Origin of the sequence: Streptomyces sp. NBC_00873 (genome assembly GCF_045207415.1) — a bacterium.
In the GTDB taxonomy this organism is placed as follows: Bacteria; Actinomycetota; Actinomycetes; order Streptomycetales; family Streptomycetaceae; genus Streptomyces.
Genome location: NZ_CP108803.1, coordinates 7,483,331 through 7,506,001 on the forward strand (window position 1 = coordinate 7,483,331; position 22,671 = coordinate 7,506,001).

At 71.8% G+C, this 22,671-nt stretch carries 19 protein-coding genes and 1 riboswitch; of the genes, 11 read left to right on the top strand and 8 right to left on the bottom strand.

Translation table 11 applies throughout. The features are described from left to right. Nucleotide 1: 1 nt before the first annotated feature. Nucleotides 2–2,146, top strand: coding sequence for a primosomal protein N' (locus tag OH809_RS34600; RefSeq protein ID WP_406516019.1), 2,145 nt, complete (start codon nt 2–4; stop codon nt 2,144–2,146). Nucleotides 2,147–2,318: 172 nt separating this feature from the next. Here the strand turns inward: OH809_RS34600 and OH809_RS34605 are convergent, their stop codons facing one another. Then, complete coding sequence (locus OH809_RS34605) at nt 2,319–2,867, bottom strand: hypothetical protein (protein ID WP_406417637.1); 549 nt, start codon at nt 2,865–2,867, stop codon at nt 2,319–2,321. A 335-nt stretch (nt 2,868–3,202) separates the two neighbouring features. Between OH809_RS34605 and fmt the strand changes: the two genes are divergently transcribed. Continuing rightward, the gene (gene fmt / locus OH809_RS34610) at nt 3,203–4,135 is read left to right on the top strand and encodes a methionyl-tRNA formyltransferase (RefSeq protein ID WP_406417635.1); all 933 of its coding nucleotides are present in this window, start codon (nt 3,203–3,205) and stop codon (nt 4,133–4,135) included. 111 nt (nt 4,136–4,246) lie between these two features. On the opposite strand, the gene OH809_RS34615 is transcribed toward fmt, so the two are convergent. Then, nucleotides 4,247–4,618 carry a hypothetical protein gene (locus OH809_RS34615; protein WP_406516020.1) on the bottom strand — a complete coding sequence of 124 codons (372 nt, stop codon included), beginning with the start codon at nt 4,616–4,618 and terminating at the stop codon, nt 4,247–4,249. A 127-nt stretch (nt 4,619–4,745) separates the two neighbouring features. Here OH809_RS34615 and OH809_RS34620 point away from each other — a divergent pair, with 127 nt between their 5' ends. The 3 genes from OH809_RS34620 (at nt 4,746) to OH809_RS34630 (ending at nt 8,179) form a co-directional block, all read left to right on the top strand. Further along, nucleotides 4,746–6,179 (top strand): RsmB/NOP family class I SAM-dependent RNA methyltransferase, encoded by a 1,434-nt coding sequence (locus tag OH809_RS34620; RefSeq protein WP_406417631.1) that lies wholly within the window; start codon nt 4,746–4,748, stop codon nt 6,177–6,179. 123 nt (nt 6,180–6,302) lie between these two features. Next, a complete protein-coding gene (gene rpe / locus OH809_RS34625; protein WP_406417629.1) occupies nt 6,303–6,986 on the top strand; it encodes a ribulose-phosphate 3-epimerase in 684 nt (227 codons plus the stop codon). A gap of 176 nt (nt 6,987–7,162) precedes the next feature. Further along, a complete protein-coding gene (locus tag OH809_RS34630; RefSeq protein WP_358861707.1) occupies nt 7,163–8,179 on the top strand; it encodes a sugar-binding domain-containing protein in 1,017 nt (338 codons plus the stop codon). Nucleotides 8,180–8,493: 314 nt separating this feature from the next. Here OH809_RS34630 and OH809_RS34635 read toward each other — a convergent pair whose 3' ends face one another. Further along, nucleotides 8,494–9,549: a terpene synthase family protein gene (locus OH809_RS34635; protein WP_406417627.1), complete on the bottom strand. Its 1,056-nt coding sequence runs from the start codon at nt 9,547–9,549 to the stop codon at nt 8,494–8,496. 305 nt (nt 9,550–9,854) lie between these two features. On the opposite strand from OH809_RS34635, the gene OH809_RS34640 reads away from it, so the two are divergent. After that, nucleotides 9,855–11,321 (top strand): GuaB1 family IMP dehydrogenase-related protein, encoded by a 1,467-nt coding sequence (locus tag OH809_RS34640; protein WP_406417626.1) that lies wholly within the window; start codon nt 9,855–9,857, stop codon nt 11,319–11,321. 301 nt (nt 11,322–11,622) lie between these two features. Here the strand turns inward: OH809_RS34640 and OH809_RS34645 are convergent, their stop codons facing one another. Continuing rightward, nucleotides 11,623–12,648 carry a GDSL-type esterase/lipase family protein gene (locus OH809_RS34645; protein ID WP_406417624.1) on the bottom strand — a complete coding sequence of 342 codons (1,026 nt, stop codon included), beginning with the start codon at nt 12,646–12,648 and terminating at the stop codon, nt 11,623–11,625. A 155-nt stretch (nt 12,649–12,803) separates the two neighbouring features. On the opposite strand from OH809_RS34645, the gene OH809_RS34650 reads away from it, so the two are divergent. Then, nucleotides 12,804–13,259, top strand: a complete 456-nt coding sequence (locus OH809_RS34650) for an Lrp/AsnC family transcriptional regulator (RefSeq protein WP_406417622.1) — start codon at nt 12,804–12,806, stop codon at nt 13,257–13,259. Between the two features lie 43 nt (nt 13,260–13,302). On the opposite strand, the gene OH809_RS34655 is transcribed toward OH809_RS34650, so the two are convergent. Then, nucleotides 13,303–13,872 (bottom strand): Repetin, encoded by a 570-nt coding sequence (locus OH809_RS34655; protein WP_406516021.1) that lies wholly within the window; start codon nt 13,870–13,872, stop codon nt 13,303–13,305. 306 nt (nt 13,873–14,178) lie between these two features. Between OH809_RS34655 and OH809_RS34660 the strand changes: the two genes are divergently transcribed. The 3 genes from OH809_RS34660 to OH809_RS34670 all read left to right on the top strand — a co-directional run bounded on the left by OH809_RS34660 (nt 14,179) and on the right by OH809_RS34670 (nt 17,070). Beyond that, nucleotides 14,179–14,976, top strand: coding sequence for a carbon-nitrogen hydrolase family protein (locus OH809_RS34660; RefSeq protein WP_406417618.1), 798 nt, complete (start codon nt 14,179–14,181; stop codon nt 14,974–14,976). Nucleotides 14,977–15,038: 62 nt separating this feature from the next. Continuing rightward, complete coding sequence (locus OH809_RS34665) at nt 15,039–16,745, top strand: flavin monoamine oxidase family protein (RefSeq protein ID WP_406516022.1); 1,707 nt, start codon at nt 15,039–15,041, stop codon at nt 16,743–16,745. A 139-nt stretch (nt 16,746–16,884) separates the two neighbouring features. After that, the gene (locus OH809_RS34670; RefSeq protein ID WP_406417616.1) at nt 16,885–17,070 is read left to right on the top strand and encodes a hypothetical protein; all 186 of its coding nucleotides are present in this window, start codon (nt 16,885–16,887) and stop codon (nt 17,068–17,070) included. Between the two features lie 18 nt (nt 17,071–17,088). Here the strand turns inward: OH809_RS34670 and OH809_RS34675 are convergent, their stop codons facing one another. The 3 genes from OH809_RS34675 to OH809_RS34685 all read right to left on the bottom strand — a co-directional run bounded on the left by OH809_RS34675 (nt 17,089) and on the right by OH809_RS34685 (nt 21,071). Beyond that, entirely contained in the window at nt 17,089–17,790 is a 702-nt protein-coding gene (locus OH809_RS34675) for a DUF5995 family protein (protein ID WP_406516304.1), read from the bottom strand. A gap of 196 nt (nt 17,791–17,986) precedes the next feature. Further along, entirely contained in the window at nt 17,987–19,378 is a 1,392-nt protein-coding gene (locus tag OH809_RS34680; RefSeq protein WP_406417615.1) for a uracil-xanthine permease family protein, read from the bottom strand. A 463-nt stretch (nt 19,379–19,841) separates the two neighbouring features. Then, the gene (locus tag OH809_RS34685) at nt 19,842–21,071 is read right to left on the bottom strand and encodes an MFS transporter (RefSeq protein ID WP_406417613.1); all 1,230 of its coding nucleotides are present in this window, start codon (nt 21,069–21,071) and stop codon (nt 19,842–19,844) included. Between the two features lie 149 nt (nt 21,072–21,220). Here OH809_RS34685 and OH809_RS34690 point away from each other — a divergent pair, with 149 nt between their 5' ends. Beyond that, entirely contained in the window at nt 21,221–22,456 is a 1,236-nt protein-coding gene (locus OH809_RS34690; RefSeq protein WP_406417612.1) for an ROK family protein, read from the top strand. Between the two features lie 32 nt (nt 22,457–22,488). Continuing rightward, a riboswitch (FMN riboswitch) is annotated at nt 22,489–22,619 on the top strand. Nucleotides 22,620–22,671 lie beyond the last annotated feature (52 nt).

Genomic DNA, 22,671 nt, shown 5'->3' on the forward strand with positions numbered 1-22,671 from the left:
TGTGAGCAGGGACAACGAGCAGTCCGCGGAGCCCGACAGCGGGGCGCCGGAGCAGCTTGCGCTCATTCGGGAGACCGTGCGGCAGGCGAAGGTGCCGCGGGCCAAACCGCGGACCTGGCGGGGCGCCGCGCTCGCGAAGGAGCTGCCCGTCGCCCGGGTGCTCGTCAACAAGGGAGTGCTCCACCTCGACCAGTACTTCGACTACGCCGTGCCGGAGGAGCTCGACGCCGAGGCTCAGCCCGGGGTGCGGGTGCGGGTGCGGTTCGGGGCGGGGGGGCGCAATGTCCGCGGTGGGCGCCGTGAAGGCGGCGGCCTCATCGACGGGTTCCTCATCGAGCGGCGTGCCGAGTCGGACTACCCGGGGGCGCTTGCCGCGCTGGCCTACGTCGTGTCGCCCGAGCCGGTGCTCGGACCCGAGCTGCTCGCCCTGTCGCGCGCGGTGGCCGACCGGTACGCCGGCAGCCTCGCCGATGTGCTGCAGCTCGCCGTGCCGCCCAGGAACGGACGGGCCGAGTCCAGGCCCTCGCCGGAGCCGCTGCCACCGCCCTCGGCGCCGTCGCCCGGGAGCTGGGAGCGGTACGAGCAGGGGCCCGCGTTCCTGCGGTCACTGGCCGAGGGCGGTGCCCCCCGGGCGGTATGGACCGCGCTGCCCGGGCCGCACTGGCCCCAGGAGATTGCCGGGGCCGTGGCCGCCACCCTCGCTTCGGGGCGGGGCGCCCTCGTCGTCGTACCGGACGGGCGCACGGCCGGGCGCGTGGACTCCGCGCTCTCCGAACTGCTCGGGGCGGGCCGCCACGCCCTGCTGACCGCCGACTCCGGACCCGAGAAGCGGTATCGGGAGTGGCTGGCCGTGCGGCGCGGATCGGTGCGTGCGGTGGTCGGGACGCGTGCCGCGATGTTCGCTCCGGTCGCTGACCTGGGCCTGGTTGCCGTCTGGGACGACGGGGACTCGAGCCACAGCGACGACAACGCCCCCTTCCCGCATGTCCGGGAGGTCCTGGAGCTGCGGGCCGCGCACGGCCGGTGCGCGTTCCTGCTCGGCGGCACGAGCTGCACCGTGGAGGCCGCCCAGCTGGTGGAGACCGGCTGGGCGCTGCCGCTGCGCGCGGACCGGGAGCAGCTGCGGATCGCGGCGCCGCTGGTGCGTACCGTCGGCGACGGCGAGCTGGCCAGGGACGGGGCGGCCAGGGCGGCGCGGCTGCCCAGTCTCGCCTGGCAGACCGTCCGGGACGGGCTGCGCCGCGGACCGGTGCTGGTCCAGGTGCCGCGTCGCGGATACGCGCCGCGGCTGGCCTGCGAGCGCTGCCGTGAACCGGCCCGGTGCCGCCACTGCGCCGGGCCGCTGGAGGCGCCGGACCAGCGGGATCTCAACTGTGCGTGGTGCGGGCGGGCCGAGACCGCCTGGCACTGCGTGGCCTGCGGCTCCCAGCGGCTGCGGGCGCAGATCGTCGGCGCCCGCCGGACGGCCGAGGAGCTCGGCCGGGCCTTCCCCGCCGTGCCGGTGCGGACGTCCGGCCGCGACCACATCCTGGACGCCGTGCCGGACGCGCCCGCGCTGGTCGTGAGCACCCCGGGCGCCGAACCCGTCGCCAAGGGCGGTTATGCGGCCGCGCTGCTGCTGGACGGCTGGGCGATGGTCGGCCGCCCCGATCTGCGGGCCGGCGAGGAGGCGCTGCGCCGCTGGACTGCCGCGGCCTCGCTGGTACAGGGCCGGCCGGAGGGCGGCACGGTGGTGATCGTCGCCGAACCGACCCTGCGGCCGGTCCAGGCGCTGGTGCGCTGGGACCCGGTCGGCCATGCCCGCCGCGAGCTGGCAGAACGCGCCGAGCTGGGTTTCCCGCCGGTGTCCCGGATGGCGTCGGTGACCGGCCTGCCGGAGGCGCTCGCGGCGTTCCTTGCCGCCGCCGAACTGCCGCCGGAGGCGGAGGTGCTCGGCCCGGTCCCGGTTCCGGGTACCGAACCCGGCAGGCCCAGAAGACCGTGGGACGCGCCGCTGGGGGAGAGCTGGGAGCGGGCGCTGCTCAGGGTTCCGCCGGGCAGCGGCGCCGCGCTGGCCGCCGCGCTGAAGACGGCGCAGGCCGCGCGGACGGCCCGGGGCAGCGGTGATCCGGTCCGGATCAGGATCGATCCCCCGGACATCGGCTGAGAGGCTGTCGGGCTACCTTCGATCGGGAAGCGTGCGTGCCAGGGCACGACCGCCCGATCAGACGTAGCCCGACAGCCTCTGACCCTGCCCGCCGTCCACCGGTGCCCGGTGGACGGCGCACATACGACTGCCCCGCCGTGCGCCAGGCACGGTGGGGCAGAGGGGGACTCGGTCAGCCGTTGCGCGGGCCGGGGAAGACGCCGGGGCGCAGCTCCTCGCGCAGGGGCGGCCGGTCCGCGGAGAGCTGCGGGGGCATGGAGCGGGCGGCGGGTACGGCGGGCAGCGCCGGAGTCGTGCCGGACCCGGGCGTCACGGGCAGCGGACGCGGCACGGCGGTCTCGGCTGCCACCTCGGTGGTTCCCGGCTGCGGGGTGTTCCGGCGGGCGCCGTAGCGCCGGTGGACCGCCTGCTTGGTGACCCCGAGCGCGGAGCCCACCGCATCCCAGGAGAAGCCCAGCGAGCGGTCGAAGTCCACTGCCGCCGTCACCAGGGTCTCGACGCTGTCGCGCAGTTCCTGGGCCAGCCTGACGGTGGGGGCCGGGGCCCTGCCGTAGACGACGAAGCCCGTGGACGGGCCGGAGCGGCGCGGACGGTAGACGTTGCCCAGTTGGGCCGTGAGCGTGCGCAGTGCGTCCACCTGCCGCCGGACCCGCTCGATGTCCCGCACCAACAGATGCAGGCTGGCCCGCGCTTGGGCGTCGTGGGTTGCGTGGTCGGCCATGAAGAAGCCTCTCGAACCGGCGTTGAAAGGGGCCGGGCCGCACCGTGGCGGCCCGCTTCGGTCAATCTCTCTTGACCAACGCGTGACCCGGCGATGTGGTCACGCTCCAGGGGCGGATGCGTAGATGCGCGGGGCGCACGGTGGTGCGTACGCCCCCGGCGGGGCGGTGTTCCCGCACCGGCGTAGTACGCTCTGGCTCTGCCCCTGGGCAGCGGTCAGGGCTTGGCCGTCACGAGGCTCTGGTGAGCCAAGTGAGAAGCCGCCCCGTTCGTGGGGCGGAGGAGTCACAGACTGGTGCGCTGCTCAACTCCCGTACCAGCTTGAGAGGCCATCGGATGAAGCTCGTCTTCGCAGGCACCCCCGAGGTTGCCGTACCCGCCTTGGACGCCTTGATCGCCTCCGGCCGCCACGAGGTGGCCGCCGTCGTCACCCGCCCCGACGCACCTTCGGGGCGGGGGCGCCGCTTGGTCGCCAGCCCCGTCGCCGAGCGCGCCGAGGAGGCCGGGATCGAGGTGCTCAAGCCCGCCCGCCCGCGCGACGAGGACTTCCTCACGCGGCTGCGGGAGATCGCCCCGGACTGCTGTCCGGTCGTCGCGTACGGGGCGCTGCTGCCCAAGATCGCCCTCGACGTACCCGCCCGCGGCTGGGTCAACCTGCACTTCTCGCTGCTGCCCGCCTGGCGCGGCGCCGCCCCCGTGCAACACGCGGTGCTGGCCGGCGACGAGGTCACCGGCGCCTCGACCTTCCTGATCGAGGAAGGGCTCGACTCGGGCCCGGTGTACGGCGTCCTCACCGAGGAGGTGCGGCCCACGGACACCAGCGGTGATCTGCTGACCCGGCTCGCCTTCGCCGGTGCCGGGCTGCTCGCAGCGACCATGGACGGCATCGAGGACGGCACGCTGCACGCCGTGCCGCAGCCCGTGGACGGCGTCACCCTCGCACCGAAGATCACCGTCGAGGACGCCCAGGTGCATTGGTCCGCACCGGCGCTGAGGGTCGACCGGGTGGTGCGTGGCTGCACCCCCGCCCCCGGGGCATGGACGATCTTCCGCGGGGAACGCCTCAAGCTGATCCAGGCCGCGCCGGTCCTGGACCGCGCGGATCTGGCGCCCGGTGAGCTGTCCGCGTCCAAGAACCATGTATACGTCGGCACCGGATCGCACGCCGTCGAGCTGCTCTGGGTCCAGCCGCAGGGCAAGAAGCCGATGCGGGCCGCGGACTGGGCGCGCGGGGTGCGGATCGTTCCGGGGGAGCTGGTGGGGATCTAGGGCCGGCGAGGCGCGGCGCCAGGGCGCGCGGGCCCGGCACGACCGAAAGAGAGCCCTAGGAGTACGTGGGGGTACGACAGCGACCGGGGCGTCCGGTGGCCGCGCTGTCCTTCATTGCCGGACGGGCCCCGTCTGCTGCCCGGCAGCCGGGTTCTCCCGGCGGTGCTGAGCGGTCGCGTTGCCGGGGACGAGGCCACCGTTCACGGCCCGTGCCCAGAGCCTGTGGTGCCACTCATTGGCGCCGGGAGCGGGCTCGGCGGTCAGCACCGGGTTCGGACCGGTCTCGATGAGGTGCAGCAGCGACCACGCGACGCCGTAGCAGTCGTCGGGCCCGAAGCAGCCCGCCAGCGCCTTCGCCTCCTCCGCCATAACCGGTCGGGAGACGGCCACCAGCTGCTTGTCCCGCCTGTCGATCTCCTCCTCGCTCGCGTCCCAGTCGGGCAGTGGGCCATCGGCGACGAACGCGTGCACCTCGGGTCTCATCCAGCCATGATCGGTTGCCGCCGCCGCCCCGGGCAATGCGTCCCGGCAGCTCACTCAGCCACTGTCCCGGTACGGAGGGATTACGCTGGGAGAATTCGCCCCTCACCATCAGCGGAGCACCTTTCACGTGAACGACCAGCAGCGTCGCCGTCCCGCCAAGCCGCATCGCCGGCCCCAAAAGGACCCGGTCCGGTTCCTCGCCTTCGAGGCGCTCAGGGCCGTCGACGAACGCGACGCGTACGCCAACCTCGTCCTGCCCCCGCTGCTGAAGAAGGCACGCGCCAAGGACGACTTCGACGCCAGGGACGCGGCGCTGGCGACCGAACTGGTCTATGGGACGCTGCGCCGCCAGGGCACGTACGACGCGATCGTCGCGGCCTGCATCGACCGGCCGCTGCGCGAGGTCGACCCGCCGGTCCTCGACGTGCTCAACATGGGTGTGCACCAGCTGCTCGGCACCCGTATCCCCACCCACGCCGCGGTCTCCGCCAGCGTGGAGCTGGCCCGGGTGGTGCTCGGCGAGGGGCGCGCCAAGTTCGTCAACGCCGTGCTGCGGAAGGTCGCAGCGGACGACCTCGACGGCTGGGTGGCGCGCGTCGCCCCGTCGTACGACGAGGACGCCGAGGACCACCTGGCGGTCGTGCACTCGCATCCGCGCTGGATCGTCTCCGCGCTCTGGGACGCGCTGGGCGGCGGCCGCGCCGGGATCGAGGATCTCCTCGAAGCCGACAACGAGCGGCCCGAGGTCACCCTCGTCGCCCGCCCCGGCCGCTCCACCACCGAGGAGCTGCTCACGGCCCTCGGCGACGAGAACGGCCTCCCCGGCCGCTGGTCGCCCTATGCCGTACGGATGGCGGAGGGCGGCGAGCCCGGCGCCCTGGGCGCCGTGCAGGAGGGCCGCGCCGGGGTCCAGGACGAGGGCAGCCAGCTGGTGGCCGCCGCCCTCGCCGACGCGCCGGTGGAGGGCAGCGACAGCCGCTGGCTCGACGGGTGCGCCGGACCGGGCGGCAAGGCCGCCCTGCTCGCCGCCCTCGCCGCTGAACGCGGAGCCGCGCTGTTGGCCGCCGAGAAGCAGCCGCACCGGGCACGTCTCGTGGAGCGGGCGCTGGCCGGCAACCCCGGCCCGTACCAGGTGATCACCGCCGATGGCACCCGCCCGCCGTGGCGGCCCGGCGTCTTCGACCGGGTCCTGATGGACGTACCGTGCTCCGGCCTCGGCGCGCTGCGCCGCCGCCCGGAGTCCCGCTGGCGCCGCCGCGCCGAGGACCTGGAGAATTTCGCGCCGCTGCAACGCGGTCTGCTGCGTGAGGCGTTGAAGGCCGTGCGGATCGGCGGCATCGTCGGTTACGCGACCTGCTCGCCGCATCTCGCGGAGACCCGGGTGGTGGTCGAGGACGTACTCAAGGGACGCGGCGGTGAGCCGGTCGAGGCGGAGTGGGTGGACGCGCGTCCGCTGATGCCGGGTGTGCCCGCGCTGGGCGACGGACCCGACGTCCAGCTGTGGCCGCATCTGCACGGCACGGACGCGATGTACCTCGCGCTGCTGCGTCGTACGGCCTGACGGCGACCTTCCGGGCCCTCGGCGCGGGCCGAATAGCCGGGATTGCGCGAACTGTAATGATCCCGTGAGGCTTTGGGGCGCACCGAGGCGGGGAAGTGCCGCGGAACGTGGCAGGCTTGGCACATGGCCCAGATCAACCCGAGCATCCTGTCCGCAGACTTCGCCCGGCTCGCCGAGGAGGCGACGGCCGTCGAAGGCGCCGACTGGCTCCACGTCGACGTGATGGACAACCACTTCGTGCCCAACCTGACCCTCGGCGTGCCGATCGTGGAATCGCTCAGCCGGGCCACGGAGACGCCGCTGGACTGCCATCTGATGATCGAGGACCCGGACCGCTGGGCGCCGCAGTACGTCGAGGCGGGTGCCGGTTCCGTCACCTTCCACGTGGAGGCCGCGGCAGCGCCCGTACGGCTGGCGCGGGAGATCCGGGCCAAGGGCGCGCGCGCCTCGATGGCGCTCAAGCCGGCGACGCCCATCGAGCCGTACGAGGACCTGCTTCCCGAGCTCGACATGCTGCTGATCATGACGGTGGAGCCGGGCTTCGGCGGCCAGTCCTTCCTGGACATCGTGCTGCCGAAGATCCGCCGCACCCGTGAGCTGATCTCCAAGCACGGTCTGGAGCTGTGGCTGCAGGTCGACGGTGGCGTCTCGGAGTCCACCATCGAGCGGTGCGCCGAGGCCGGTGCGGACGTCTTCGTCGCCGGCTCGGCGGTGTACGGGGCCAATGATCCGGCCGAGGCGGTACGCGCCTTGCGTACCAAGGCGGACGGGACGATCGCTTCGGCGGCCTGGGCGTGCAACCACTGAAGCCGACGGGGACGTCGGCAGTGATGGCGGCACCGACTCCGGCCCCCGATTGCCGGTCGGCTCGGCCACATGCAGATGAACGTGGTCCGACGGGACTGATCAAGGATTGCCGTATCTGACAGGATGAACGGCGTATCGAGCGTGTGAACAGCAGTGAGGAGATCGCGGTGTCTGCAATGTCGGCGGGCAGGTCCGCCCTGCGGATGGGGCCCGCGGAGCTGGTGCAGGCGGCGGCCATGGCCCGTCGCTTCTACCTTGAGGGGAAGTCGAAGATCCAGATCGCCGAGGAGTTCGGCGTCAGCCGCTTCAAGGTGGCCCGGGTCCTGGAGACGGCCCTTGAGCGTGACCTCGTACGGATCGAGATCCGGGTCCCCGCAGAACTGGACGCGGAGCGCTCCGACGCGCTGCGGGCCCGCTACGGGCTGCGGCACGCGGTCGTCGTCGAATCTCCGGCAGAGGAGGAGGACGACGCCCCGGACCCGGAGAATCTGGGCGAGGTCGCGGCCGACCTTCTGGGCGAACTGGTGAACGAGGGCGATGTGCTGGGCCTGGCCTGGGGCCGGTCCACCATTCACATGGCGGCGGCCCTCGACCGGCTGCCGCCGTGCACGGTCGTCCAGCTGACCGGGGTGTACGACGCGGGAACGGCCGAGCGCGGCTCGGTCGAGGCGGTCCGCAGGGCCGCCCAGGTGTCCGGCGGCGAGGCCCACCCGATCTATGCGCCGATGCTGCTGCCCGACCCGGCCACGGCTGCCGCGCTGCGTCACCAGACCGGCATCGCCCGTGCCTTCGAATACTTCGACAAGGTGACGGTCGCCGCGGTCTCCATCGGCTCGTGGGAGCCGGGTATTTCCACCGTCCACGACATGCTCACGGACGAGGAGCGGGCGCACTACGCGTCGCTGGGCGTCGCCGCCGAGATGTCCGCCCACCTCTTCGACACGCAGGGGCGCCGGGTCGGCCGCGACCTGGGGGAGCGGTGCATCACGGTCGAGGCGGACCGGCTGCGCCGGATTCCCGAGGTGGTGGCGATCGCGGGCGGCCAGCGCAAGGCGGCGGCGATCGGGGCGGTCCTGCGGTCCGGTCTGGTCACCAGCCTGGTGACGGACACGGCCGCTGCCGACTATCTGCTGACGGAGTCGGCGGCTCCGCAGCGGCCCGCGCTGGAGCGCGCCGACCCGGACGGCGCTTAGAGCCTGTCGGGTGACCTCTGATCGGGCGGCCACGCCCTGGCACGCACGCTTCCGGCGTTGCCGAAATGCCCTGGTAGCTCCGCTACAAGGCCATCCCGGCGCCTTGGAATCGCACGCACCATGCCGCGTCCGCTCTCCGATCGAAGGTCACCCGACAGGCTCTTAGACCGACCGGCAATCGGGGGGCGGCGTCACAGGGCTGGGGCACGCACCTCGCGGCGTTGTCGTGAGGACGAACGGTCAGGAGGAAAGCCGGGTGCGGCACGCGCACCCGGCTTTCTCCGTACTGTCCTGCTCTTTTCTGTGTGTGATCCTCAGCCGACGCGTTCCTGGGCCCCGCAGTCGGCGGGTTCCGGTCCGATGCCCAGGACCGTCGCCTCCAGGTACTGCTCCGGCTGCTTGTACTGGCCGACGTCGGCCGGGTTGTAGCGGGGTGTCTGCCGTGACCAGTCCAGATTGCCGCGCATCCAGCTCCGCATCCCGTCCAGGTACGGGAGGAGCATCCCGGACAGCTGGGGGTAGGCTGTGAGCAGTTCGGCCTCGGCCGCGAGGAAGCGGTCGGTCTCGGTGGCGATCTCCGCGCAGACGTGTTCGAGCGCCTTCTGCTTTCCGTAACCGCGGTGGTGCCGGACCAAATGGACGAGGTTGTGGATCTCGCCGAGCACCTGTTCCTTCTCGTACGAGTACACGTCGTTGGCCCAGCACACGACGTTGCCCGAGGTTTCCACGGCGACGATGAACCGGGGATCGCTGTGGATCGACTCGGGCGCCTCGATGCCGGCCACGATCTCGATCAGGTCCGTGCAGACGTGTGTCGCGCCGGTGTGCCGCCGCTTGGCGATGTAGGTCTCCTCGGACGGCACGACACCGTTCGCCCGGTTCCCCGCCTCCCAGGTGGTGGTCGTGGTGAGGTAGGTGACCAGGTGCCGGGCGAAGCGCCGGAGCCAGTGCGCCGCCGCGTACGGCGTCGTACGTTCCCACAGGTCGGCCAGGGCGACCACGGCGGCCGGGAGGTCCTCGTCCGGCAGCGGGCCGGTAGCGGTGCCCTCGACCACGCTGCGCATCAGGGCGACCACGTCCCGCACCCGCTCCGGGCTGCGGCCGAGATGGCCGTCGTCGAGCTGGTCGTCGACGAGAAACAGCCATACGAGCCAGTCGGCGACGAGGTCGAGATTGTGCTCATTCGCGGTCGGGTACACCATGCCGACGAAGGCGCCGAAGTCGGCTTGCTCGAAGCGCTCCCTGGCTGAATCGCGGTGCACCAGGCCGGTGTTGCGCGTCCATTTGTCGAGGTGTTCACGGGTGTGCGCGACGTGCGGATTCGTCCGCTGAGGGAACGGGCAGTAAATGTCCGGCAGTTCGTTCTCCACGGGCGGGTTTGATCCTCTCCGGTCGTACGTATGACGGAAGTTGGGGCCGTTCCGCCTGTTCCTCGGGGCGTAGTCGTGACCCGCGGGACCTGCGCGTTTGAAGCTACCTGACCCCTTGTCATCAGGTCCAGGGAACATGGTCGCGAATGGTTCGCACGTCATTCGGGTAGGGTCCCCGGGCAAGGCAGGTTTCACTTGCCCGGGGCTCCCGCACTCGCTCCTTGGAGGAACGTACGACCGCGGGGGTCATTTGCTGTGTCTTCGGGGCAGCGACCTGCGCCGTTTCGCGTGAAAATATGAGTGTCATGCGTTTTCTTGAGCCCGGCACCGGTCGTTACACACAGTCCCCCGCGGTCCCGTACGACCTCACGTACGACGATGTCTTCATGGTTCCGGGCCGCTCAGCGGTCGGTTCCCGCCAGGGGGTCGACCTCTCCTCGCCGGACGGATCCGGCACCACCATTCCGCTCGTCGTCGCCAACATGACGGCGATCGCGGGGCGCCGGATGGCCGAAACGATCGCCCGCCGCGGCGGTCTGGTCGTCATTCCGCAGGACATTCCGATCGATGTCGTCACCGACGTCATCTCCTGGGTGAAGACGCGCCACCTCGTGCTCGACACGCCGATCGTGCTCGCCCCGGGCCAGACGGTCGCCGATGCCCTGTCCCTGCTCCCGAAGCGCGCGCACGGCGCGGGCGTCGTCGTCGACGAGGAGCAGCGGCCCGTCGGCGTCGTCACCGACCACGACCTGACCGGCGTCGACCGCTTCACCCAGCTCTCCGAGGTCATGTCCAAGGACCTCGTGCTGCTCGACGCGGACATCGACCCGCGCGACGCGTTCAACACGCTCGACGGCGCCCACCGCAAGCTCGCCCCCGCGGTCGACGCGGACGGCCGGCTCGTCGGCATCCTCACCCGCAAGGCGGCGCTCCGCGCCACGCTCTACACCCCGGCCGCCGACGCCGACGGCAGGCTGCGGATCGCCGCCGCCGTCGGGATCAACGGCGATGTCGCGGGCAAGGCCAAGCAGCTCCTCGACGCGGGTGTCGACACCCTTGTCGTCGACACCGCGCACGGCCACCAGGAGTCCATGATCAGCGCGGTCCGCGCGGTCCGGGCGCTCGACCCGCAGGTGCCGATCGTCGCGGGCAACGTCGTCGCCGCCGAGGGCGTGCGCGACCTGATCGAGGCCGGCGCGGACATCATCAAGGTCGGGGTCGGCCCCGGTGCCATGTGCACCACGCGGATGATGACCGGTGTCGGGCGGCCGCAGTTCTCCGCGGTGCTGGAGTGCGCCGCCGAGGCGAAGAAGCACGGCAAGCACGTCTGGGCGGACGGCGGCGTCCGCCACCCGCGCGATGTCGCCATGGCGCTCGCAGCGGGCGCGTCCAACGTGATGATCGGCTCCTGGTTCGCCGGTACGTACGAGTCGCCCGGTGACCTCCAGCAGTCCGCCGACGGCCGGTACTACAAGGAGTCCTTCGGCATGGCGTCCGCGCGCGCCGTGAAGAACCGTACGTCGGACGAGTCCGCGTACGACCGGGCCCGCAAGGCGCTCTTCGAAGAGGGCATCTCCACCTCGCGGATGTTCCTGGACCCGGCCCGTCCCGGCGTCGAGGACCTGATCGACTCGATCATCGCGGGCGTCCGCTCCTCCTTCACGTATGCCGGTGCGGCGTCCCTGGAGGAGTTCGCCGAGAAGGCGGTCGTCGGTGTGCAGAGCGCCGCCGGTTACGCCGAGGGCAAGCCGCTGCACGCCAGCTGGAGCTAGTGCCCCTCCCGGCAGGCTCTGCCCCGTCGCGCCGCCCAGCACGCACGCTCGCTGCGTTGGCCAAAAGCCCTGGCAGCTCCTTCCCCAAGCTCTCGACTTCGTTCGAGCAGGGGAGACCCCACTGGGGGACTTCCGGCCGCCTTGCGATCGCACACACTGGACGACGCTCCCCACGGGGCAAACACCGCCGGTCACGGCACCAGTGCCGGGAGGGTCACCGGGGTCCTTCGTCCGGATCAGGCCGGACCCCGCGAGCATGATCCGAACGAGAGGCCCTGGACGTATTGACCCGCAGGGTTGTTCACGAGGACTGCGCCCGGGCCGCTGTTGCGGCCCGGGCGTTCTCGGTTGCCAGGGGTACGTAGGGGGTGAGGGCATCTGCGACCGCCGCCGCCAGCAGGGCGTGGCCGCTGTCGTCCGGGTGGAGGCCGTCCACCAGGTGTTCCGGGCCCAGGACCTCCCGTCCCGGCAGCACCGAAAGCCGGGAGTCCCCCGCCCGGACAAGGCTCGCGCCGGCCCGTTCCAGCGCCGTCCGCAGCTCGGACAGCGTGGCTCCGAGGGCGTTCGGGCTTTCCTCCGCGTCCGGGCGCAGGAGCGGCGAGACCAGCAGGATCGGCGTCCCCGGGTGGCCCGCGCGCACCAGGGCGACGAAGGCGCGCACCGTCTCGTACAGCAGCGGCGCCGAGAACGGTACCGACGACCAGCAGTTCGTACCGAAGGCCAGCGTCAGTACGTCGGCCGGGAGCCCGGCGATCTGCTCGGCGACGCACAACTCCCCGCGCGCCGAACCCGCGTACCCCAGGTTGACCGGGTCGAGGCCCAGCGCGCGGCCCGCCACGGCGGGCCAGGCGTGGGCCGGGCGCGTCGACCACCAGCCCTCGGTGATCGAGTCCCCGTGGACCACCCACCGCGGCCGCACCGGGGCGGGCAGCAGCGTCCCGCCCACCGCCCGCAGCCCCAGGATCGCCGGGCCCAGCGTCTCCGGCGGATGGACGGTGAACGGGCCTTCCCCCGGCGGGAGTCCGATCACGGTGACGGCCTCCTCGGCGGGCGCGGCGAGGACCTCCGCGACACACTGCCCGCCCTGCCACAGTGCGAAGAGCCCGGCTTGGCCGTCCGCCGCGCCCCGGGCCGCGGCGCGGTAGCGGATCTCCACCGCACGCGCCCCGGGTGCCACGAACTCCAGCCGGACCCCGGTCGGCAGCAGTGCCCGCTCCGCGGTGTCCCACGGCAGCCGCGCCAGATCGGCCGGGTCGGCCCGGACCGGGCACACGCCGTCCCGCCAGGCGACACCTCGCAGGAAGGCGTCGGGGTCGAGCCAGGTCATCGGAGCTCCATTCGCCGGGTACGCACCCCACCCCTACCCCATTGGACCGTGCCGAGGTCCGTACGGCCCTGCTCACCACCACGTGTTCTACTTCGGTTGCGGCACCGTGCTGCCGACGCCCCGACCGGCCATCGCAGAGAAGTGATCCACCTGAAGTGCGACTGAACGATCTCGACGAACGCATCGTCCACGCCCTTGCCGAGGACGCCCGCCGCTCCTACGCCGACATCGGCGCGATCATCGGCCTGTCCGCGCCCGCGGTGAAACGCCGGGTCGACCGGTTGCGGGCGGAGGGGGCCATCACCGGATTCACCGTGCGGGTGGACCCGGCGGCGCTCGGCTGGGAGACCGAGGGTTTCATCGAGATCTACTGCAGCCGCAACACCTCCCCGGAAGCGATCAAGAGCGGTCTGGCGCGCTACCCCGAGATCGCCTCGGCCTCCACGGTCACCGGGGATGCCGACGCGATCGTCCAGGTCTTCGCCGCCGACATGCGCCACTTCGAGCAGGTGCTGGAGCGGATCGCGGGCGAGCCCTATGTGGAGCGAACCAAGTCCGTGCTGGTGCTGTCGCCGCTGCTGCGGCGGTACTCCTCGGGGACGCCGGGCTGATCCTGCGGGCGGGCTTCGAGGAGCTCGCAACATGGGAGTCCGATCAGCTCTTCTGCTCGTACTCCGGGTGCCAGGGCAGCACCGTGAAGTCGCCGGTGCCCGCCTCGACCTTCTCGAACGGGGCCGAGGACATGCACGGGGGCAGGTGGTCCTTCGCCTCCTGGTTCACCCAGCTGTACCCCAGCCGGTCGTGCCTGCCCAGGTCGTGGACCGACATGCCACCCCGCTTGCCCTTGATGCCGATGTCGGTCGCCGTGATGACACCGGTGACCACGGCCACCTTGCCGCCGGTCACCAGGCAGTCCACCGAGCCCTCGGCCCAGCCGGACGTGCCGTTCGGGAAGACGTGGCGGAAGCGGAAGGTGCCGTACGCCTTCTCCGGGTCCATGGTGTCCTTCGCGGCGAGGTGGGCGTCGAAGGTGAAGGTGATGTCGTCCCCGGCCGGGCGGTACAGCTTCGCCGTACCGGTCAGGGCGGCCGCTTCCCGTTGCCCCCTCGCAGATCCGGGGGCGGCGTCGCCGAGCGCCGCTGCCGAGCCGGCGGCGCCCGCGGTGATCAGCAGCGCAGCTGCGATCGCGGCGAGCCGGGTGCGGGTGGGCGCGATGCGGGTCATGACAGGCCTTCCACAGGGCGGAGCGGGAGTCGTTCGGACGGCTCCCACTCTTCCCGCGGGACCGCCGCCGCACATCGCGCCAGGGTCTCCGTCCGCTCTCCGCCGCGCGGCGGGAACCCACTCCGACCCGAGACCGATATCACCCCTCTGACCTGCCCAGACGCTCCACGCAACGAATCACCGCCGGACCGGCGAATTGCGCAATGGATCGACGGTCGGCGCGCAACGCTCGCGCCTTGTCCGGCCGGATTACCGGCCCGTACCGTCTATACGTCCCCGCCCCGCCCGCACTGCCCGAGGTCAGCCATGCCGCCGTTGCGCACCGCCCTGCTCCAGAGCTCCGGACGTCCGGGCTCGGTGGCCGAGAACATCAAGGCCCTCGACGAGGCGGCAGAGCGCGCGGCAGCCGCCGGGGCGCGGCTGCTCGTCTGCCCCGAGCTGTTCCTGACCGGGTATGCCATCGGTGACGACGTACCCCTGCTGGCCGAGCCCGCCGACGGTGCCTCCGCGCAGGCCATCGCCTCCATCGCCGTACGGCACGGGCTCGCGGTCCTCTACGGGTATCCGGAGCGCGCGGACGAGCTGATCTTCAACTCCGCGCAACTGATCGGCCCCGACGGCACCCGGCTCGCCAACTACCGCAAGACCCACCTCTTCGGCTGCTTCGAGCAGCAGTGGTTCACCCCCGGCGAGCAGACCGTCGTCCAGGCCGAACTGGACGGCGTACGCATCGGGATCATGATCTGTTACGACGTCGAGTTCCCGGAGAACGTACGGGCACACGCCCTCGCCGCCACCGACCTGCTGCTGGTGCCGACCGCGCAGATGCACCCCTTCCAGTTCGTCCCCGAGTCCCTTGTGCCGGTCCGCGCCTTCGAGAACCAGATGTATGTCGCGTACGTCAACAGGACCGGTCCGGAAGGCGAGTTCGAGTTTGTCGGGCTGAGCTGTCTGGCCGGCCCCGACGGCACGGTCCGCACCCGCGCCGGACGTGGCGAGGAGCTCGTGGTCGGCGAGGTCGACCCGGAGTTCCTGACTGCGTCCCGCGCCGCCAACCCGTATCTGCGCGACCGCCGCCCCGGTCTGTACGGCTCCCTCGTCTGAGCCCGCCGCGCCCCTCTGCTCTTTCACTCTCTTCCACTGCCCTCGCAAGGAGTCCCCACCCCATGACGTCCACGGTGCCCAACGCCGTCCAGCACACCGACGCGCAGCCGCCGATCACCATGTTCGGTCCGGACTTCCCCTACGCGTACGACGACTTCCTGGCGCACCCCGCGGGGCTCGGGCAGATACCGGCGACCGAGCACGGCGCCGAGGTGGCGGTCATCGGCGGCGGGCTCTCCGGCATCGTGGCGGCGTACGAACTGATGAAGATGGGCCTCAAGCCCGTCGTCTACGAGGCGGACCGGATAGGCGGCCGGCTGCGTACCGTCCCGTTCGACGGGTGCGACCCGTCGCTGACGGCCGAGATGGGCGCGATGCGCTTCCCGCCGTCGTCCACGGCGCTGCAGCACTACATCGACCTGGTGGGCCTGGAGACCAGCCCATTCCCCAACCCGCTCGCGCCGACCACCCCGTCGACCGTCGTCGACCTCAAGGGCGAGTCGCACTACGCGGAGACGATCGACGACCTGCCGCAGGTCTACCGCGACGTGATGGACGCCTGGAACGCCTGTCTGGAGGAGGGCGCCGACTTCTCCGACATGAACCGGGCGATGCGCGAGCGCGACGTCCCGCGGATCCGGGAGATCTGGGCGAAGCTCGTCGAGAAGCTCGACAACCAGACCTTCTACGGCTTCCTCTGCGCCTCCGACGCCTTCAAGTCGTTCCGGCACCGCGAGATCTTCGGCCAGGTCGGGTTCGGCACCGGCGGCTGGGACACCGACTTCCCCAACTCCATCCTGGAGATCCTGCGGGTCGTCTACACCGAGGCCGACGACCACCACCGCGGCATCGTCGGCGGCAGCCAGCAGCTCCCGCTGCGGCTCTGGGACCGCGAGCCGCAGAAGATCGTGCACTGGCCGCTCGGTACCTCGCTGTCCTCGCTGCACGACGGCGAGCCCCGTCCCGCCGTGACCCGGCTGCACCGCACCGCCGGGAACCGGATCACCGTCACCGATGCGACCGGCGACATCCGCACCTTCCGGGCGGCGATCTTCACGGGGCAGTCCTGGCTGCTGCTCTCCAAGATCGCCTGCGACGACGAGCTGTTCCCCATCGACCACTGGACGGCGATGGAGCGGACCCACTACATGGAGTCGTCGAAGCTGTTCGTCCCCGTCGACCGGCCGTTCTGGCTGGACAAGGCCGTCGACGGCAGGGGGGTTCCCACCGGGCGCGACACCATGTCGATGACGCTCACCGACCGGATGACCCGGGGCACGTACCTTCTCGACGACGGGCCCGACAAGCCGGCCGTCATCTGCCTCTCGTACACCTGGTGCGACGACAGCCTGAAGTGGCTGCCGCTCTCCCCGAACGAGCGCATGGAAGTGATGCTGAAGTCGCTCGGCGAGATCTACCCGAACGTCGACATCAGGAAGCACATCATCGGCAACCCGGTGACGGTCTCCTGGGAGAACGAGCCCTATTTCATGGGTGCGTTCAAGGCCAACCTGCCGGGCCACTACCGCTACCAGCGGCGGCTGTTCACCCACTTCATGCAGGACCGGCTGCCCGCCGACAAGCGGGGACTCTTCCTCGCGGGCGACGACATCTCGTGGACGGCTGGGTGGGCCGAGGGCGCCGTGCAGACCGCGCTCAACGCCGTATGGGGTGTGATGAACCACTTCGGCGGTGCCACGGACACGACGAACCCCGGCCCCGGCGATGTCTTCGACGACATCGCCCCGGTCGAACTCCCGGAGGACTGAGCGGCGTTAGACCGACCGGCAATTGGGGGGTGGGTGAAGGAGCGGGGCTGGGGTGCGTGCATCGCAAGGCGGAGGATTGAGCCATGGCGAATGGGGCCTCCCCTGCTCGAGCGAAGCCGAGAGCTCGGGGAACTTGGTGATGGACGACAACGCCGCGAGGTGCGTGCCCCAGCCCCGTGACGCCGCCCCCCAATTGCCGACCGGTCTTATGCGGGCCGGCAGACGCTACGTGGGCATGGCCCGACCGTTGCCGGCCGACCCGGCGGCGGTACGGGCGACGGTCACCGCGCCCGGAGCCGTCCACTGGTACGGCGACAGTTTCTGAGGACCCGGTGGGGCGCGGTCAGCGGCAAGGAGTGAGCAGACAGCGCCCCACCAGACCGGCCCCGGCGTCCATCCGCTGCCGGAACTCCTCGGCGAGGAGCGGGAGATCACGCAACCGCCACAGCACCCGGGCCGCAGACCACGCTGCCTCACGGGCCCGCTCCAGGCTCCACGACCCCAGCAGATGGGTGAGCGGATCCGCGACCTCCAGCAGATCGGGCCCCGGCATCAGATCCTCCCGGATCTGCTCCTCCAGCATCACGAGGAGATCGCCCACCTGGTCGAACTCGTCCTCCAGCTCCGGCGGAGCGCAGCGCAGCGCCTGGCAGGTGTCCACGACCGCGAGCGCCAGGTCGTGGCCGATGTGTGCGTTGATGCCCGCCAGTGCGAACTGCAGCGGCCGTACGCCGGGATGGCGCCGGTACTGGAACAGCGGGCGCCAGCAGTCGGGCGGCCGCCGCCCGGCCGTCGCCGCGTCGACCGCCGTCAGATAGCGCTCCGCGAACCGCACATCCAGGGCGGCGGCGGCCGCCCGGTCCGGGAACGCGCCACCGGTGATCCGCCGGTCGACGGTCTCGGTGACCGTCAGGTAGACCCGGTTGAAGACCGCCACCCCGTCCGCCGGCGGCCAGGAGGACTGAAAGTCACGCATCCGCCCGATCACCGAGGTGACATCGGGCGGCGCGGTGACGGGACCGGCCCGGTCCGTGAACTGCTCCATCTGCTTGAACTGCGCCATGGGGGCAGCGTCCCAGCCGCGGGCCCGTCCTGGCGCCTACCGGCCGCGGGTTCATCGGAACGGGGGAACGACGGCAGAGCCATCGGTGACCCGGAGGCCGGCCCGGCGATGCTCCGGACGGGTCGGCGCAGCGGGTCGCGGTCAGGCGGATGGCCCGCGGAACCTCTGCCGGGCGTGGCTACTGCGTGGGCGGCCTGGTGTCGTCGTACGAGGACGTACCCGCGTCCAGCAGGGGCTCCTGGGTCTTCAGATGGGCCGGGGCGAAGGCCCGAAGGACGTGGTAGCCGGTGATCACGACGATGGTGCCGAGGGCGATTCCGCTCAGCTCGAAGTTGTCGGTGATCTTCAGGCTGACCCCGCCGACGCCGATGATGATGCCTGCGGCGGCCGGTACCAGATTCAGCGGGTTGCGGAGGTCGACGTTGCCGCTCATCCAGATCTGGGCACCCAGCAGGCCGATCATTCCGTACAGGATGACGGTGATGCCGCCGAGCACCCCGCCCGGGATCGCGGCGACGACCGCACCGAACTTGGGACAGAGGCCGAACAGCAGGGCGAAGCAGGCGGCGGCCCAGTACGCGGCGGTGGAGTAGACACGGGTCGCGGCCATGACGCCGATGTTCTCGGAGTACGTGGTGTTGGGCGGGCCGCCCACGGCGGTGGAGAGCATGGAGGCTGCGCCGTCCGCCGCGATGGCGGTGCCGAGCTTGTCGTCGAGCGAGTCACCGGTCATCTCGCCGACGGCCTTGACGTGCCCCGCGTTCTCCGCGATCAGCGCGATCACCACCGGTAGCGCGACCAGGATCGCGGACCACTCGAAGCTCGGGGCGTGGAAGGACGGCAGTCCGATCCAGTCGGCCTTGGAGACACCCGACAGGTCGAGCCGCCAGTGGTCGACCGCCTCGGCGCCGCCCGCCGGCGAATGGATCTTGCCGAAGACCCGGTCCAGGCCCCAGGACAGCGCATAGCCGAAGACCAGGCCGAGGAAGATCGCGATACGCGAGAAGAATCCGCGCAGGCACACGACGGCCATTCCGGTGAACAGCATCACCATCAGCGCGGTCCACTGGTCCTGCGGCCAGTACGTCGACGCGGTGACCGGCGCCAGGTTGAAGCCGATGAGCATGACGACGGCGCCGGTGACCACGGGCGGCATCGCCGCATGGATGATCCGCGCGCCGAACCGCTGCACCGCGAGGCCCGAGAGGAAGAGTGCCGCGCCGACGACGAAGACTGCCCCGGTGACGACGGCGCTGTCCCCGCCACTGGCCCGGATGGTCGCGGCCACGCCGACGAAGGAGAGCGAGCAGCCCAGATAGCTGGGCACCCGGCCGCGGGTGGCCAGCAGGAAGATGGCCGTCGCGACACCCGACATCATGATCGCGAGGTTCGGATCCAGACCCATGAGCACGGGAGCGACGAACGACGCGCCGAACATGGCCACCACGTGCTGGGCGCCGAGCCCGAACGTACGGGGCCAGGAGAGCCGCTCGTCGGGCCGGACCACGGCCCCCGGTGCGGGGGTCTTTCCGTCGCCGTGCAAGGTCCAGCGCACGCCGAGGCCGCCCATGGTCGCTCCCTGTGTGTCCGTGTGTGGGTCCGTGCGGTGCCCGGTGCCCGGTGCCGTTCGTCCGGCCCGGCGCGGTCCGCGGAAAAAGATCAGCGCCATGGTAATGCCGGAGCGCTCATTGACTCGTGTCGGGGTTCCCTTGCGCGGGCCTGCGACCGGGTCCCATCCATGAATCGCGCGCGAAGCATTGTCACTCCGAACAGGCGGCTCTACGCTCGCTCAGTCTTGCTCGTGAACACAATTCACATATTTGATTCCGTGATGGGGGTGCTCGATGAGGAAGACCCCGTCGGCGCCTCGGCGCCCTGCTCACCGCCGCGGCCGCTCGGACCGCCGTTTCCGGTCCTGGCCGACTCCTCGGCGGACGCCACCGCGCACGGACACCGCCCGCTGCCCCGCGCGCCGAGGACCGTGCTCATCGACGGACACCGCATCCCCACCTCGTTCCGCCCGGTCGAACGGTTCAGGCGCGGGGCTCGGCCGCCGCCGTGCCGGGCGCGCCGACCCCCTTCGCCGCGACCCGGCGGTCGCCCGCCCGCAACACGCCGGCGCCCAGCACCAGTCCGAATGCCAGCACCGTCACCAGGCCGAACGAGACGATCAGCGAGGTCGCCTCGGCCAGCGAACCGATGGCCGACGGGGCGATGAGCCCCGAGGTGTACGTGATGGTGGCAACGCCCGCGATCGCCTGACTCGGGTTCGGTCCACTGCGCCCGGCCGCCGCGAAGGCGAGGGGGACGACGACGGCGACACCGAGGCCGAGCAGCCCGAAGCCGCACATCGCGAGCGCCGAGTTCGGTGACGTGACCACGAGCAGCCCGCCGGCCGTCGCCAGCACGCCGCCGACCCGCACGGTCCTGACCGCGCCGAACCGGTCGACGACCTTGTCCCCGGCGAGCCGGGCCACCGCCATCGTGAGCGCGAACGCCGTCGTCGACGCGGCCGCGAGTCCCGCGGAACTGTCCATGATGTCCCGGAGATAGACCGCCGACCAGTCCAGGCTGGCCCCCTCCGCGAACACCGCGCAGAAGCCCACCGCGCCGATGGCCAGCGCCGACCTGGGGGGCAGCGTGAACCGCGGCGGAGGCTCCTCGTCCGGCTCGCTGCGCAGATCCAGCACGCCCTGACAGGCGATCAGGCCGAGCACGGTGAGCGCGAGGGCGGCGACGGTGTGGTGCAGCCGGGCGTCGGCGCCCAGGTGCGCGGCCACCGTGCCCGCCGCCGAACCGATCAGGGCGCCCACGCTCCACATCCCGTGCAGCCCGGACATGATCGACCTGTCGAGACGGTTCTCCACCTCGACACCGAGGGCGTTCATCGCCACGTCCGACATGCCGGCCGATGCCCCGTACACGAGGAGCGCCGCGCACAGCGTCAGCAGGTTCGGTGCCAGCGCGGGCAGGACCAGCGCCAGTGTCCACAGCGCCAGCAGCCCGCGCAGCGCCGTCCTGGCGCCGAAGCGATGACTGATCGCACCGGCCAGCGGCATGGCGAGCGAGGCACCGATCGCCGGGAACGCCAGGGCGAGACCGAGCTGCCCCGCGCCGACCCCGGCGTGGTCCTGGATCCAGGGCACGCGGGTGGCGAAGCTGCCGGTCACAGCGCCGTGCACGGTGAAGACCGCGGCGACGGCGAACCTGGCCCGCCTCACCTGCTCCGCGCCGAAGACCGTCTCTGCGGAATCCGTCGTCATGCTGCCGTTCCCTCCCCTGGGAATTCTCTGCCACCGGTGGCCCCGGCGCCCCGCTCCACGGTGCGGCCAGTAAACTATCAGGAACCCTGCCTGATAAATAGACCACCAAGGTCCGTTCCCGTGCGGCAGTGATCTGGAAGGATCTCGCCATGCCCGCATCACCGAGCACCGCCCGGGCCATCAACGACCGGCTGGCCCTGCGACTGCTCCAGCAGGACGGCCCGCTGACGGCCACCCAGCTCAAGACCCTGACCGGACTCTCCCGCCCCACCGTCGCCGATCTGGTGGAGCGGCTGCAGGGCGCCGGGCTGATCCGGGTCGTCGGCGAGAGCGGCGCCGCACGCCGCGGCCCCAATGCCCGGCTGTACGGAATCGTCGCCGACCGGGCCCACCTCGCCGCTCTCGACGTACGGACCGACAGCGTCGCCGTCGTCGTCGCCGATCTCCTCGGCGTCACGCTCGCCGAGGCCACCCGGCCGATCGGCAGCGACACCGGAACCGATGCCGCCGCCGAGCAGGCCGCGGCGCTGCTGGAACGCACCGCGCGCGAGGCCGGCGCCGCACCGCTGCACAGCGTCGGCATCGGCGCCCCCGGCCTGATCGACCCGGTCACCGGCGAGCTCCGCGACACCACCGGCCTGCCCGCCTGGCACCGCCGCCTGGTCCGGGTGCTGCAGCAGCGGCTGCCGGCGACCGTGCTCGTCGAGAACGAGACCAACCTCGCCGCCGTCGCCGAGCACCGCGTCGGAGCGGCCCGCGACCGTGACACCTTCGTCCTGCTCTGGCTCGGCCACGGCATCGGCGCCGCCGTCATACTGGACGGCAAGCTGCGCCGCGGGGCCTCCGGCGGCGCGGGCGAGATCGGCTTCCTGCCCGTGCCGGGCACGACGGGAGTGCCCTCCGCGGTCAATTGCGACGGAGGGTTCCACTCCCTGGTCGGCTCCGCGCCGGTCTGCGAACTGGCCCGAGGGCACGGCATCGACGCGCGTACGCGGCCGGGCTCCGGGGAACAGGAACCCGCCGCCGCGTCCGCCGTACGGGCAGCTCTGGCGGGGGAGGGGGAGAGCGAGGCATTCCTCGGCGCGCTCGCGGACCGCCTCGCGGTGGGCGCCGCCGCCGTCGCCTCGGTCATCGACCCCGGCTGTGTGGTCCTCGCGGGCGAGGTCGGCCATGCGGGCGGCGACGCGCTGGCGTCCCGGGTCGAGGAACGGCTGGCCATGATGTCCCCGCTGCGCACCGAGGTCAGGGCAGGCGCGCTCGGCGGTTCCGCGGTACTGCGCGGCGCGCTGCTCGCCGCCCGCGAGGCAGCTCAGGACGAGCTGTTCACAGCCTCCTCGGGCCTGTCTGTGAGCCACTCCACAGGCACTCTCTCGCATGGCCCATGAGCGGGCGTGGCAGACTGATCGTGTACCAGCAGCAGCGCACTCCGGGGTCGGTGCAATTCCGAACCGGCGGTTATAGTCCGCGACCCGTCCGCATCCAGCGGCCGGTTGACCAGGTGGGATTCCTGGACCGACGGTTAAAGTCCGGATGGGAGGCAGTGCGCGGCGGGCCGTCACAGGTACGCCGCCGTCGGCGGACGCGTTTCCGGGATCCCCGG